The organism is Streptomyces sp. A18 (genome assembly GCF_059026065.1).
This window is the reverse complement of sequence record NZ_JBWLKL010000014.1, coordinates 19335-33509: the sequence shown is the minus strand read 5'-3', so window position 1 is coordinate 33509 and position 14175 is coordinate 19335. Positions and strand designations below refer to the sequence as shown.

At 70.9% G+C, this 14175-nt stretch carries 12 protein-coding genes; 6 read left to right on the top strand and 6 right to left on the bottom strand.

Annotated elements, in window-relative coordinates; all coding sequences use genetic code 11:
* Nucleotides 1–69: 69 nt before the first annotated feature.
* Both AC5P1C_RS22535 and AC5P1C_RS22530 read left to right on the top strand, forming a co-directional pair.
* The gene (locus tag AC5P1C_RS22535; RefSeq protein ID WP_493867702.1) at nt 70–2316 is read left to right on the top strand and encodes a terpene synthase family protein; all 2247 of its coding nucleotides are present in this window, start codon (nt 70–72) and stop codon (nt 2314–2316) included.
* Between the two features lie 37 nt (nt 2317–2353).
* Nucleotides 2354–3313, top strand: coding sequence for an ADP-ribosylglycohydrolase family protein (locus AC5P1C_RS22530; RefSeq protein ID WP_493867701.1), 960 nt, complete (start codon nt 2354–2356; stop codon nt 3311–3313).
* On the opposite strand, the gene AC5P1C_RS22525 is transcribed toward AC5P1C_RS22530, so the two are convergent.
* The gene (locus AC5P1C_RS22525; protein WP_493867700.1) at nt 3314–4177 is read right to left on the bottom strand and encodes a metallophosphoesterase family protein; all 864 of its coding nucleotides are present in this window, start codon (nt 4175–4177) and stop codon (nt 3314–3316) included.
* 73 nt (nt 4178–4250) lie between these two features.
* Nucleotides 4251–5900: a cytochrome bc1 complex cytochrome b subunit gene (gene qcrB, locus AC5P1C_RS22520; RefSeq protein ID WP_493867699.1), complete on the bottom strand. Its 1650-nt coding sequence runs from the start codon at nt 5898–5900 to the stop codon at nt 4251–4253.
* A 365-nt stretch (nt 5901–6265) separates the two neighbouring features.
* On the opposite strand from qcrB, the gene AC5P1C_RS22515 reads away from it, so the two are divergent.
* Nucleotides 6266–7507: a methyltransferase gene (locus AC5P1C_RS22515; protein ID WP_493867830.1), complete on the top strand. Its 1242-nt coding sequence runs from the start codon at nt 6266–6268 to the stop codon at nt 7505–7507.
* Here AC5P1C_RS22515 and AC5P1C_RS22510 read toward each other — a convergent pair.
* From AC5P1C_RS22510 to AC5P1C_RS22500, 3 genes are all read right to left on the bottom strand, one after another.
* On the bottom strand, nt 7461–8507 hold the full coding sequence (locus tag AC5P1C_RS22510; RefSeq protein ID WP_493867698.1) for an LLM class flavin-dependent oxidoreductase: 1047 nt from the start codon (nt 8505–8507) through the stop codon (nt 7461–7463). The two genes, AC5P1C_RS22515 and AC5P1C_RS22510, sit on opposite strands and share 47 nt — an antisense overlap.
* Nucleotides 8507–9049: an SRPBCC family protein gene (locus AC5P1C_RS22505; protein ID WP_493867697.1), complete on the bottom strand. Its 543-nt coding sequence runs from the start codon at nt 9047–9049 to the stop codon at nt 8507–8509. The genes AC5P1C_RS22510 and AC5P1C_RS22505 overlap by 1 nt, the downstream gene beginning before the upstream one ends.
* Before the next feature lie 105 nt (nt 9050–9154).
* Nucleotides 9155–9652: a winged helix-turn-helix transcriptional regulator gene (locus tag AC5P1C_RS22500; RefSeq protein WP_493867696.1), complete on the bottom strand. Its 498-nt coding sequence runs from the start codon at nt 9650–9652 to the stop codon at nt 9155–9157.
* 243 nt (nt 9653–9895) lie between these two features.
* On the opposite strand from AC5P1C_RS22500, the gene AC5P1C_RS22495 reads away from it, so the two are divergent.
* The 3 genes from AC5P1C_RS22495 (at nt 9896) to AC5P1C_RS22485 (ending at nt 13390) form a co-directional block, all read left to right on the top strand.
* Nucleotides 9896–10756, top strand: coding sequence for an AAA family ATPase (locus tag AC5P1C_RS22495; RefSeq protein WP_493867695.1), 861 nt, complete (start codon nt 9896–9898; stop codon nt 10754–10756).
* On the top strand, nt 10753–12177 hold the full coding sequence (locus tag AC5P1C_RS22490) for a vWA domain-containing protein (RefSeq protein ID WP_493867694.1): 1425 nt from the start codon (nt 10753–10755) through the stop codon (nt 12175–12177). Before AC5P1C_RS22495 ends, AC5P1C_RS22490 begins: the two co-directional genes overlap by 4 nt.
* A 112-nt stretch (nt 12178–12289) precedes the next feature.
* Nucleotides 12290–13390 carry a M20 family metallopeptidase gene (locus AC5P1C_RS22485; protein WP_493867829.1) on the top strand — a complete coding sequence of 367 codons (1101 nt, stop codon included), beginning with the start codon at nt 12290–12292 and terminating at the stop codon, nt 13388–13390.
* Here the strand turns inward: AC5P1C_RS22485 and AC5P1C_RS22480 are convergent.
* Nucleotides 13377–14144 carry an ABC transporter ATP-binding protein gene (locus tag AC5P1C_RS22480; RefSeq protein WP_493867828.1) on the bottom strand — a complete coding sequence of 256 codons (768 nt, stop codon included), beginning with the start codon at nt 14142–14144 and terminating at the stop codon, nt 13377–13379. The two genes, AC5P1C_RS22485 and AC5P1C_RS22480, sit on opposite strands and share 14 nt — an antisense overlap.
* Nucleotides 14145–14175 lie beyond the last annotated feature (31 nt).

Below are 14175 nucleotides of genomic sequence, written 5' to 3'. Positions count from 1 at the left end.
ACCGCATCGGCCACCCCCGCGCGGGTAGTGCTCCGCTGCCCGTCCGCCACCGCGCGAGGAGAACGCCGTATGTCGCAGCCCTTCGAACTGCCCGCCTTCTACATGGCGCATCCCGCCCGCCTCAACTCCCATGTGGAAGAGGCAAGGGAGCACTCCAGGAAGTGGGCGCGTGACATGGGGATGCTGGAGGGGTCGGGCGTCTGGGAGCAGCGCGACCTGGACGCCCACGACTACGCACTGCTGTGCGCCTACACCCACCCGGACTGTGACGGACCCGCGTTGTCGCTGGTCACGGACTGGTATGTGTGGGTGTTCTTCTTCGACGACCACTTCCTCGAACTGTTCAAGCGGACTAAGGACCGAGTGGGCGGCAAGGCCTATCTCGACCGGCTGCCCGCTTTCATGCCGATGGACCTCTCCACGCCTGTGCCGGAGCCGACGAACCCGGTCGAGGCGGGGCTCGCCGACCTGTGGGCGCGGACGGTGCCGTACATGTCGCGGGACTGGCGGAAACGGTTCGCCGAGAGCACGGAGAATCTCCTGAACGAGTCCCTGTGGGAGCTCTCGAACATCAACGAAGGCCGGGTCGCCAACCCCGTCGAGTACATCGAGATGCGCCGCAAGGTGGGCGGCGCGCCCTGGTCGGCGGGGCTCGTCGAGTACGCGACGGGAGCCGAGGTCCCGCCCGCCGTCGCCGGTTCCAGGCCGCTGCGCGTCCTCAAGGAGACGTTCTCCGACGCCGTCCACCTGCGCAACGACCTCTTCTCGTACCAGCGGGAGATCGAGGACGAGGGTGAACTCTCCAATGGCGTACTGGTCCTGGAGACGTTCCTCCACTGCACCACGCAGGAGGCGGCGGATGCCGTGAACGACCTCCTGACCTCGCGGATGCAGCAGTTCGAGAACACGGCGCTGACCGAACTGACCCCGCTCTTCACGGAGACCGGGCTGCCCCCGAAGGAGTGCGCGGACGTCCTCGCGTACACCAAGGGCCTCCAGGACTGGCAGTCGGGCGGGCACGAGTGGCACATGGTGTCCAGCCGCTACATGAACAAGGGAGACACCGCCCCTTCGCCGTTCGCGGGGCCCACGGGACCCGGCACGTCGGCCGCCGGGATCAAGGCGCTGATCGCGGCCACGGGCGCGGAGCGGCTGCGCGGCCACACGCACGTCCCCTTCCGCCGGGTGGGTCCTTCCCGACTCCCCGACTTCAACCTGCCGTTCGAGACGAGGCTCTCGCCCCACCTGGCGGCGTCGCGTCCACGCACCGTGGAGTGGGCGGCACGGATGGGCATGCTCGAACCCCAGGCCGGAGTGCCGGGTTCGGACATCTGGGACGCGCACAAGCTGGACGGCTACGATTTCCCGCTCTGCGCGGCAGGTCTCCATCCGGACGCCGACCTCGAAGCTCTCGACCTGGGCTCGCAGTGGCTGACCTGGGGGACGTACGGGGACGACTACTTCCCCGTGGTCTTCGGCAGGCCCCGCGATCTCGTGGGAGCCAAGCTCTGCGACGAACGGCTCTCGCTCTTCATGCCGCTGGACTTCGCCGACATGCCGGCGGCGACGAACGCCCTGGAGCGAGGCCTCGCCGATCTGTGGGTGCGCACGGCGGAGCCGATGGACGAGGAGGCACGCCGCACGCTGCGCACCGCCATCGAGGTCGTGACGGCAAGCTGGCTCTGGGAGTTGGACAACCAGGCCCAGAACCGCATCCCCGACCCCGTCGACTACATCGAGATGCGCCGCCTCACCTTCGGCGCCCCGCTGACGATGAGCCTGTGCCGTCTCGGCAACGGCCCACAGGTGCCGCAGGAGATCTACCGCACGGGACCCATGCAGAACCTGGAGAACTCGGCCAGTGACTACTCGGCCCTGATGAACGACGTGTTCTCGTACCAGAAGGAGATCGAGTACGAGGGCGAGGTGCACAACGGGATCCTCGTCGTCCAGAACTTCTTCGGCTGCGACTATCCGACTGCGCTCGGCATCATCGACGACCTGATGAAGTCGCGCCTGAGCCAGTTCCAGCACGTCGTGGCCCATGAACTCCCGGCCCTGTACGACGACTTCGGCCTTCCACAGGAGACGCGGGACATCCTCGACGGCTATGTGCGCGAGCTGGAGAACTGGATGGCCGGCATCTACACCTGGCACCGCGACTGCCGCCGCTACCGCGAGGAGGACCTGTCGCACGGTCCGCTGCCGACTCCCTCGGGCTTCGGCATGGCGGCCGTACGTCCCGACTGGCTGCGGGAGTTCGGGCTCGCCGTTGACCGTCAGATGGAAGCGTCGCTCGGCTTCGGGCGGGGGTGACGCCGCCCGACGGAGGGAGCGGGGCTAGCCTGCCGCCATGAGTCCCGAACCTGACCGCACCCGGCGCGCCGCGGGCGCCCTCGTCGGATCCGCCGTGGGGGACGCGCTGGGGGCGCCCTTCGAGTTCGGGCTCGCGGGTGACTTCTCCGCGCGTTTCCCGGAGCCCGGCCGGGGCGCGGAGATGTGCGGCGGTGGCGGCTGGGACCGCGGGGAGGCGACGGACGACACGCAGATGGCCGTCCATGTCGCCGACTCGCTGCTCGCGCACGCGGGCCTGGACCTGCCCGACGTCTTCGGCCGGTTCCAGCGGTGGGCGGCGGCGGAGCCCAAGGACATCGGCCTCCAGACGGAGGACGTCCTCACCAACGGTCAGCCGTGGGACCTCGCCGCTCAGATCCACTTCCAGGTCAACACCCGTGCCGCGGGCAACGGTTCGCTCATGCGCGCCACCACCGCGGCCCTCTTCTTCGCCCGCGACGGCAGGGCGGTCACGATGGAGGCGGCGCGCCGCGTCGCCGCCCTGACGCACGGCGACCGAGCCGCCTGGGAGGGCACGGCGCTCTTCCACGAGCTGCTGCGGCTGACACTGGAGGGCGCCGATCCGCTGGCCCACATCCCGGAGACGCTGACCCAGGTCCACCCGGACCACCGCGACCGGTACGCGCTCGTCCTGGCCCCCGGCTGGCATCCCGACGACGCCACCGAGTTCAACGGCGCTGTCTGGCCCTGTCTGGGCTCGGCCGTCTGGGCGCTGCGCACCACGGCGTCGTACGAGGAAGCGGTGCGCACGGCGGTCGACCTGGGCGGCGACACGGACACCGTGGCCGCGGTCACCGGCGCCCTGGCCGGTGCCCGCCACGGCCTCGACGCCATCCCCGCGGCCTGGACGGCTCCCCTGCACGTGCCGCTGCCGGGCTCCGCGGAGCCCGGCCGGGTGCTGCGCCTCGCCGACCTCGTCGATCTCGCCCGCCGACTCGACGCGCCCCGGCCCGGCTGACTATCCCGCGGCGTCCCGCGGCTCCGGCAGGATCTGGCGGAGCCGCGGGTCGGGGTGCCGTTCGCGGCGCCACTCGCGCGGGTAGCCGACCGAGACCTCTTGGAAGCGGACTCCGTCGTGCCAGGTGGTGCGGGGGATGTGCAGATGGCCGTAGACGACGGCCGCCGCCTCGTACTTCACGTGCCAGTCGGCCGTCAGCTCGGTGCCGCACCACAGGGCGAACTCGGGGTAGGTCAGGATCCGGGTGGGGTCGCGCACCAGGGGCCAGTGGTTGATCAGGACCGTGGGGATGCCGGGTGTCCGCCGGGCGAGCCTCTCCTCGGTGTACGCCACGCGGGCGCGGCACCAGTCGTCGAGGCCGGGGTAGGGATCGGGGTGCAGGAGCATCTCGTCGGTGCAGACGATGCCCGCCGCCTCGGCCGCCTCCAACGCGTCCCGCTTCGTGTGCGTGCCCTCGGGGCGGAAGGTGTAGTCGTAGAGCAGGAACAGCGGGGCCACGGTGACCGGGCCGCCCTCGCCGCGCCACACGGGATAGGGGTCCTCGGGGGTCGCGGCGCCCAAGGAGCGGCACAGGTCGACGAGGTGGCGGTATCGGTCGTCGCCGCGCAGCTGGATCGGGTCGTCGCGGGGCGTCCACAGTTCGTGGTTGCCCGGCGCCCACACGACCTTGGCGAAGCGTCCGGTGAGCGTGCGCAGCGCCCATTCGACGTCGGCCATGCGCTCGGCGGTGTCCCCCGCCACGATCAGCCAGTCCTCGTCAGTCTCGGGGCGCAGGGAATCGAGGAACTTCCGGTTGTCGTCGTACGCCACGTGCAGATCGCTGATGGCGTACAACTTGGCTTTCTTCTCCGGTACTTGTGTCACTCCGTGAGGCTAACCGCAGGGCTTACGCCCCGCGGCACGATCAGCTTCGTTCGGTGCGCGGGGGCGAGTGCGGTCAGTGATGCCCGTCCCCGCCGCCCTGCTTGATCTCCAGATACTCCTCGGGCGTCGCCTTGGGCACCTGCGCCGACGGTCCGTACATGGCCCGTCCGAGGCGTGCCCGCAGGCGCTCGCCGCGGGTGATCTTGCGGGCCACTCCGTGGGCGTCGACCTCGGGGCCGATCTCGTACGGCTTGGGCTGCTCGTGCGCCGTCAGCTTGTACAACTCGCCCTGTGAGAGCGGCACATGGACCTCGACGTACTCACCGTGCGGCAGCCGTTTGATCGTGCCGCTCTCTCTGCCGTGCAGCGCCTTCTCGCGGTCGCGGAGCTGCAGTCCCATGCACCATCGGTGTGTCACGTAGAACGCGAGCACCGGGCCGACGAAGCAGGCGATCCGCACGAACCACGTGATCGCGTTGATGGAGAGATGGAAGTGCGTCGCCCAGATGTCGTTGCCGCCGCCGACCATCAGTACGGCGAACAGCGTCAGCCACGCCACGCCGAGCCCGGTGCGCACCGGTGCGTTGCGCGGCCGGTCCGCGATGTGGTGCTCGCGTTTGTCGCCGGTGACCCAGGCCTCGATGAAGGGGTAGACGGCGATCGCCGCCAGGATGAGCGGGAAGAGCGAGAACGGGATGAAGACGCCCAGTTCGAGCGTGTGCCCCCAGGCGTTGATCTCCCAGCTGGGCATCACCCGGATCAGACCTTCGGAGAAGCCCAGATACCAGTCGGGTTGAGCGCCGGTGGAGACCAGATCGGGTCGGTAGGGCCCGATCACCCACACGGGGTTGATGGTGGCGACCGCGGCCATGAGCGTCAGGACGCCGAAGACGAGGAAGAAGAAGCCGCCGGCCTTGGCGACGTAGATGGGCAGGAAGGGCGCCCCGACCACGTTCTTCTCGGTCTTTCCGGGCCCGGCGAACTGGGTGTGCTTGTGGTAGAAGACCAGGATCAGGTGGGCGACGACGAGCCCCAGCATGATCCCTGGCAGCAGCAGCACGTGCACGCTGAAGAGCCGCGGAATGATGGCGTCCCCCGGGAACTCTCCGCCGAAGAGGAAGAAGGAGAGATACGTTCCCACGACCGGCACGGACAGGATCGCGCCCTGCGCGAAGCGGATGCCGGTGCCCGAGAGCAGGTCGTCGGGGAGGGAGTAGCCGGTGAGGCCGGTGATGATCCCGAGGAACAGCAGCGTCCAGCCGAACAGCCAGTTGACCTCGCGCGGCTTGCGGAAGGCGCCGGTGAAGAACACCCGCATCATGTGCACGAGCATGGCGGCGACGAAGACGAGCGCGGCCCAGTGGTGGATCTGCCGGATCAGCAGACCGCCGCGGACCTCCATGCTGATGTCGACCGTGGACTCGAACGCCCGGGTCATCTGGATACCCTTGAGCGGTGTGTAGACGCCGTCGTAGACGACCTCGGCCCCGCTGGGCTCGAAGAAGAGCGTCAGCCAGACGCCGGTGAGGATCAGGATCAGAAAGCTGTAGAGACAGATCTCCCCGAACATGAAGGACCAGTGATCGGGAAAGATCTTGCGCATCTGGCTCTTGGCGAGGGTGTTGATGCCGAGGCGACCGTCCGCCCAGTCGGCGACCCGCTCCCCCTTGCCCGCCGGAGCCGGCCGTTTGCTGTCCCGGGTGTGCTCGACGCTTCCGCTCATTCGTCTCCCCCTCAGGCGGATTCCAGGCTAGATCAGGGGGTTCGCGGAGCCAACAGCGCCTACCGCACGGGTAGTTGGCGATCAAGAAGTGTGCAGGTCGGGCCCCAGCGAGGTCGCGGCCCCAGGGCCCGACAAGTCGATTGCCGGGTCACTGCCCCGCGTGAGACATTCGCCTTCCTCGCACCCCTCTCCTCAAGGAGCCCGCCATGACGCTCGGCGCAGTGCCCGGCCTGGTGCTCGGCGACACCTCCCGCACTTCGACGCGGGAGCCGCACCACCTGTCCTGAGCCGACCGCTCCCGCTCCTCGTCGAAGTGCTGTTCGTGCCCCTGCACGTTCACTTTCTGAGGAGTATTTGTGTCCGAGATCCACTGGATCCACTGGATCGACGGCGACGCCGAGCACACCGCCCGCTGGCACTCCGAGACCGGAATGCCCGCGCCCCGTCGTGTCGTCCCGGCCGACGACCGCATGAAAGCGTCCACCGCCCACCGTCTGGCCTGCGAAGGCACCGCCCTGCTGTGGCAGGGCGACTACCACCAGGCGCGCCAGCTGCTCCGGGCGATGGGCCGCCGAGTCGACCGCAGAACCCCGGCAGCGGCGCCCCCGGCAGCGACCCCGGAGGCGGCTCCGGACGCGTCGTCCGCGTCGTCCGCGAAGGCCGCCTTCCACCTCCAGCGCCGTGCCAGTGGCCACCGGGCCCGCGTGCTCGGCAGGCTCCTCGTGCCGCTGGGCGCGGACCACTCGCTCGCCCTGCGCCGGGCGCCGGACGTCCGGGCCGCCTGCGAGGAGGCGTACGGCCCGGCACGGACCACCCCGTCGGTGGTCTCACTGCGGGAGCTGCTCGGTGTGCTCGGCGCGCACCAGTGGCGCGTCAAGGGCGTTGACGTCCCCGCGATCGGCGCCCGGATCCACCCGCACTACGGGGTGTTCTCACCGGTCAGGGGTGAGTACGTCGACCTGGTGGCGCAGGCCCCGCTGCCCCGCCCCGCGTCGCTCGGCGCACCGGCCTTCGACCTCGGCACCGGCACCGGCGTCCTCGCCGCGGTCCTGGCCCACCGGGGTGTCCGCCGCGTCGTGGCCACCGACAACAACTCCCGCGCGGTGGACTGCGCCCGCGGCAACATGAGCCGCCTCGGCCTGACCGGCCGGGTGGAGATCACCACCGGCGGCGAACTCTTCCCGGCGGCCCGCGCCGGCCTCGTCGTGTGCAACCCGCCCTGGCTCCCCGCGAAGCCCAACTCGGCCTTGGAGCAGGGCGTCTACGACCCCAAGGGCGCCATGCTCCACGCCTTCCTGACAGGCCTGGCAGCGCATCTCCTGCCCGGCGGCGAAGGCTGGCTGATCATGTCGGACCTGGCCGTACACCTGGGCCTGCGCGCGCCCGGCGAGCTCGAATCGGCCATCGCGGCGGCGGGGCTGCGGGTGGCGGGCCGCCTCGACACGCGGCCCCGCCACCCCCGGGCATCCGACCTCACGGACCCCCTGCACGCGGCCCGCGCGGCAGAGGTCACGTCGCTGTGGCGCCTGAGGGCCGAGCGCCAGGAGCACTCCCCTGCTCTTACTCCACCTCACGCACCAGCTGGATCGCCCGTCCCAGAGTCGTGAGCCGCGCCTCAAGGCTCTCGCCAGCCGGGTAGAAACGGACCGTGTCCACGCCCGCGTCGCGCCACACCCTCAGCCGCTCGCGGACCATGTCCTCGGTGCCGATGAGGGTGGTGGCGAGGACCATGTCGTCGGTGATCAAGGCCGCCGCACCGGCGCGGTCACCGGACTGCCAGCAGGTGCGGACCTCGGCCGCGATGTCCGCCCAACCCTGCCTGCTGTAGGCGCTGTTGTAGTAGTTGGTGGTGGCCGACCCCATGCCGCCCAGACTGAAGGCCAGTTCGCCCTTGCGGCTCGTGACCATCGCGCGCAACGTGTCCTCGTCGTCGGCGAAGGCGACTTCGGCGCCCTGGCAGATGTTCAGGTCGCCGCGGGTGCGGCCGGCGGCGGCGAGGCCCGCGTCCAGATGGTCGAAGTAGGCCTCCTTCGCGCCCTCCGGGACGAAGCTCGTGCCCAGCCAGCCGTCGGCGATCTCTCCGGTCAGGCGCAGCATCTTGGGCGAGAGAGTGGCCAGGTAGACGGGGAGTTCGTGCTCGGCCCGCATGGACAGACGCATGGGCTTCGCCTCGCCGCCGGGCAGCGGGAGGGTGAACTCCCGTCCCGCGTACGAGATTTTCTCCCCCGTGGCCGCCTGGCGGACGATCTCCACGGTCTCCCGCATCCGGGTCAGCGGCCGCGCGAACGGCACTCCGTGCAGACCTTCGATCACCTGCGGCCCTGACGGTCCGAGCCCCAGGATGAAGCGACCATCCGAGATGTTCGAGAGGGTGATCGCCGCGCGGGCGATGGCCGCCGGGGTCCGGGTCGCGAGCTGGATGATGCCGGATCCGAGCAGCATGCGTTCCGTGCGGGCCGCCAAGTAGGCGAGCGGGGACGGCGCTTCGGATCCCCAGGCCTCCGCGACCCAGCAGATGTCCATGCCCAGCTTCTCGGCCTCGGTGACGAAGTCGACGGTCTCCCGCCAGTTCGCCCCGGACGCCTCGATGGTCGTCGACGTGCGCATCAGGCGCCCACCTTCCCGGCCGGATCGGAAGCGCCGCCCTCGGCCAGCTTCTTGATCGCGTCCAGCGTGGCCGTCATGTTCCGCTCGAACTCCCGCATCCGTACATACACGATCTTCTGTTCCTTCTCCGGCATCTGGTCGATCGCGTACGACAGACCCGAGCGGCCCGGCCCCATCCGCACCCACTGGGTCAGCTCGGTGCCGCCGTCGAGCTCGGCCCGGAGGCTGAACCGCCAGACGGCGCTCGGCTGTTCGGGGTCCTCGACGGCCCAGGCGAACACGCGCGGGGCCTCGCACTCCACCACGTACGACGTGGTCTCCCACGTGCCGAACGACGGATGCTCACTGCGGCCGGCGAAACGCGCCCCGAGCGCGGGCCAGGTCGTCCCGTCCAGCCACTCGACCGACCGCAGCTCCTGGCTCAGCGTGGGCATCAGGCCGATGTCGCAGACGAGCTCCCACACCCGCTCCGGTGACGCGGCGATCTCTGTGCGCACCTCGGCCGTCGGCCCGTCCGCGTAGCGCGCGCCTGTCCACTCCATCGTGGGTCGCCCTCTCTGTAGTCAACTCCGTAGCCCCTGACCATGAGAGTTGCGTAGATAGACTCACTCGTCAAGGGTGCGGCCGCTCGAAGTGAGACAGAGGGTTCAGCGGCTGAAACGGTCCCGGATGTCGGGCCGTTCGGCGAGCCGCGCCGGGTAGCCGGGGCCCAGGCGCGCATGCGTGTCCGCGGCCGACATCGGCTCCTTGCAGTGGCCGCAGACCACCTCGGCCGTGGCCTCGTGCCCACAGCGGTCGTGCTCGAACACGACCGGAGCGCCCTCGTCGCCGCTCAGCCAACGGTTGCCCCAGCTGTTCATCACGGCGAGCACGCCGAAGAAGTCGCGGCCCTTCTCGGTGAGTACGTAGTCGTAACGGACCGGCTCGCTCTGATAGGCGCGCTTCTCCATGAGGCCCTCGTCCACGAGGCGGCGCAGCCGGTCGGTCAGGGTGTTGCGCGCGATGCCCAGCTCCTGCTGGAAGGTGTCGAACCGCTTGATCCCGTAGAACGCCTCGCGCAGCACGAGCGGGGTCCACCAGTCGCCCAGCAGATCCATGGTGCGGGCGATGGAGCAGGGCCAGTCGGCAAAGGAGGTCCGCCTCATGCCGCAAGGATACGAGAAGGAACCACGGCTCCCGGTGCGGCTCCGGTGGGTCTCGGCACTGGACTCAGCAGCCCGCGGCGGGTACGGGACCGATCACGTGACGTTCGACGCAAACGCGGCGGCCCCGTTGTGGAGCGGCCCGAGGGGCTGATCAAGTGGCGGCAACGGTCGAACCCGAACACGCGACACCACCCGACACCACCCGACCGTGATCACGCCGCACGCCCCAAGCCGGAGGCTCCGTTGCTCTTCACCTCAGTGGACGATGTCGCCGAACGGCTCGCCGATACGGGCTATCTGGCCTCGACGGCGGTCGCCACCACCGTCTTCCTGGCCGACCGCCTGGGCAAGCCGCTGCTCGTGGAGGGCCCCGCGGGTGTCGGCAAGACCGAACTCGCCAAGGCGGTCGCCGAGGTCGCGGACGCGCGCCTGGTCCGCCTCCAGTGCTACGAGGGCGTGGACGAGTCCCGCGCGCTCTACGAGTGGAACCACGCCAAGCAGCTCCTGCGCATCACCGCGGGCCGCGACGAGTCGTGGGACGAGACGCGGACGGACATCTTCAGCGAGGAGTTCCTGCTCCCGCGACCGCTGCTCACCGCCATCCGCGGCAGCGAGCCGAAGGTGCTCCTGATCGACGAGACCGACAAGGCGGACGTCGAGGTGGAAGGGCTGCTCCTGGAAGTCCTCAGCGACTTCCAGGTCACGGTCCCCGAGCTGGGCACCATCACCGCGGAGCGCCGCCCCTTCACCGTCCTCACCTCCAACGCGAGCCGCGAGCTCTCCGAGGCGCTGCGCCGCCGCTGCCTCTTCCTCCACATCGGCTTCCCCGACGAGGAGTTGGAGCGCAGCATCGTGCGCCTGAAGGTGCCCGGACTCGACGAGGCGCTCGCCCGGTCCGTCGTCCGCGTGGTCGGCGCGCTGCGCGCGATGGACCTGCGGAAGGTGCCGTCGGTCGCGGAAACCATCGACTGGGCCCGTACGCTCCTTGCACTCGGCGCCGACTCCCTCGACGAAGCCGTCGTACGCGACAGTCTCGGCGTCGTACTCAAGCACCAGGACGACATGTTGAAGGCGGCGGCCAAGCTGGACCTGGACGCCGTGTGAGCACGGAGCCAAAGACTGGAGTCCCCGAGCGGCTCACCGCGCTCGTACAGGCCCTGCGCTCGCACGGCATCCGGATCGGTACGGGCGAGACGGTGGACGCCGGGCAGGCACTGGAGGCCCTCGGCCTCACCGACCGGGAGCGGGTACGGGAGGGACTGGCCGCGGCGCTGCTGCACAGCGAGGGGCAGCGGCCGGTGTTCGACCCGGTCTTCGACCTGTACTTTCCGCGGGGCATCGGCGCTCCGGACGTATGGGACGACGACTCCGGCTCGGCCCGGGAGTTCGACAGGGACGACCTGCGCGACCGCCTGGCCGCCGCGCTCGCGGCCAACGACCGGGCGCTGCTCGCCCAGTTGGCGGCCGAGGCGGTGGACGGCATGGGCGGGTACGGGACGCGGCCGGGCTCCGGAGGGACCGGCGGAACCGGCGGAACCGGCGGTTCGGACGGATGGTCGTCGCACCAGACCTTGTCCCGGCTCCGCCCGGAGACCCTCCTCGCCCGCATCCTGGCCGGCATCCGCGAGGGGGCGGCCGAAGGCGAGTTCACGGACCGCCTCACCGCCGACGAGATCCGCCGCCGCATCGAGAACTTCCGCGGCGCGGTACGGGCCGAAGCGCGCCGCCGGGTCGCCGAGCGGCGGGGCGCGGACGAGATCGCGCGGCGCGCCATCGCCCCGACCGCGGACCGGGTCGACTTCCTCGTCGCGGGCCGCGCCCAACTCGACGAACTGCGCAGGACGGTCCAGCCGCTGGCCCGCAAACTGGCGACCCGCCTGGCCGCGCGCCGCCGCCGTGCGGCCCGCGGCCGGATCGACCTGCGCAGAACGCTGCGCGGCTCGCTGTCCACGGGCGGCATCCCGATGCGCCCGGTCCTGCGGCGCCGCCGCCCCGCACGCCCCGAACTGGTCCTCCTCTGCGACGTGTCCGGCTCGGTGGCGGGCTTCGCCAACTTCACGATGCTGCTCGTCCAGGCGCTGCACGACCAGTTCAGCAAGGTGCGCGTCTTCGCCTTCGTCAACCGCGTGGACGAGGTGACCGACCTCATCGCACGCGGCACGGCCGACCCCGAGGGACTGGGCAGCCGCATCATCTCGGGAGCGGCGGTCACCGGCTACCACGGCAGCAGCGACTACGGCTCCGCCCTGGGCGAGTTCGCCGAGCGCTACGCCGCGGCGGTCACTCCGCGCTCCACGGTCTTCGTGCTCGGGGATGCCCGCACGAACATGAGCGACCCGAATGTCCCCGCCCTGCGCACGGTGGCCTCCCGCGCCCGCCGGGTCTACTGGCTCAACCCGGAGCGCCGGGCCCAGTGGCAGACGGGCGACTCGGCGGCGGGGACGTACGCCGAGCTGGTGGAGATGTACGAGTGCCGCAACGCGCGGCAGCTCAGCGCACTGATCGGGCGGCTGCTGCCGGTCTGACGCGTCCGACCCGGCCGACCCGGCAGCAGCCGCCTTTAAGCTGTCCCGGCAGGGGCGGACAGAACGGCGAGGAGACGGCGTGGCAGGCGGCGCGGACCAGGTCAAGGCGGAGATCCGGGCTCGGATCGGCGAGGTGCGGGACGAACTCGTCGGGCTCAGTCGGCGGATCCACGCCCATCCGGAGATCGCGTTCGAGGAGCGGCGGGCCGCCGGGTGGTGCGCGGACGTGCTGCGGGGGCACGGCTTCGCGGTGACCGCCCCGGCGTACGGGCTCGAGACCGCCTTCGAGGCGACCATCGGTACGGGGCCGGTGACCGTCGCGCTTGCCTGCGAGTACGACGCGCTGCCCGGCATGGGGCACGCCTGCGGGCACAATCTGATCGCTGCGGCGGGCGTCGGGGCCGCCCTCGGGCTTGCTCCTATTGTCGATGAACTGGGGCTCACCGTGCGGGTGTTGGGGACTCCTGCCGAGGAGAGCGGCGCCGGGAAGGCCCTGCTGCTCGACGCCGGGGCCTTCAAGGGCGTCGACGCGGCGATGATGGTGCACCCGTGCCCGTTCGAGGTGGCCGACTTCCACTCGTACGCGATGGGGGCACTCTCGGCGACGTACACGGGCAAGTCCGCGCACGCCACGCTCAACCCGCAGGACGGGCGGAACGCGGCCGACGCGCTGACCGTGGCACAGGTCGCCCTCGGACTGCTGCGGCAGCAGCTGCCCGGGGAGTGGAAGGTGCACGGGATCACCACCGAGGCGGGGACCGCGCTCAACGCCATTCCCGAGCGGGCCGGCGCCGCCTACGCGCTGCGGACGCCTTCGGTGGAGGAGCTGCGCGAGCTGCGGGAGCGCGTGGCGGACTGCTTCCGGGCGGGCGCCCTCGCGGCCGGGTGCGCGGTGGATCTTGAGCAGCCCGCGCCCGACTATCTCGACTTCCGGTCCGACGCCGGACTCGTCACGCTGTGGGAGGCGAACGCGCGCGCCCTCGGCCGTCCCGAACCGCAGCTGCGCGGGCCCTTCGCGTCCACGGACATGGGCAACGTCTCGCATGTCGTGCCGTCCATCCACCCCGTGCTCGACATCAGCGGGGGTGGCTGCGGGCCGCACCAGCCGGAGTTCGCCGCCGCGGCCGCCACGCCGGTCGCCGAACAGGCCATGGTGGACGGGGCGGTGGGGCTCGCGTGGACGGCCGCGGACTTCGCCGTCAGCCGGGCTTGACCACCTTCTGGCGCGGCGCCTTCGCGGTCATCGTCGGTACGACCACCGGGGAGCCGTCGCCCGGTGCCTGAAGGATGTCCGCGTCGATCCCGTACAGCTCCTTGACCAGCTCGGCGGTGACCACATCGCGGGCAGGGCCGTTCGCGACGATCTTGCCCGCGTTCATGGCGACGACCGTGTCGGCGTAACGAGCGGCGCTCGCGAGGTCGTGCAGGACCATCACGACGGTGCGACCGGCCGCGGCCACCTCCCTTACCAGCGACAGGACTTCGACCGCGTGCCCGAGGTCAAGCGCGCTGGTCGGCTCGTCCAGGAGCACGATCGGCGTCTGCTGGGCCAGGACCATCGCCAGCCAGCAGCGCTGCCGCTGGCCGCCGGAGAGGTGGTCGAGGCGGCGCGCGGCGAGGTCCGTGGTGCCGGTGGCTTCGAGGGCCTCGCGCACGGCGGCCTCGTCCTCGCGCGACCACTGGCGGAACAGGCCCTGGTGGGGGTGGCGGCCGTAGCGGACGAGCCCGGCGACGGTGACCGCCTCGGGAGCCTGCGGAGACTGGGCGAGCAGCGCGATGCGGTGGGCGGCGCGGCGCTGGGTGAGCCGCCACACATCCTCGTCCCCGGCGCGCACGGTGCCCGACCTCGGCTTGTGGAGCCGGGAGATGGAGCGCAGGAGCGTCGACTTTCCGCAGCCGTTGGGGCCGACGATGGCGGCCACCTGTCCGCTGGGGACGGTCAGGTCGACGCCGTCCACGGCGGCCATGTGGCCGGGGTAGCCGGAGGTGAGCGCCTCG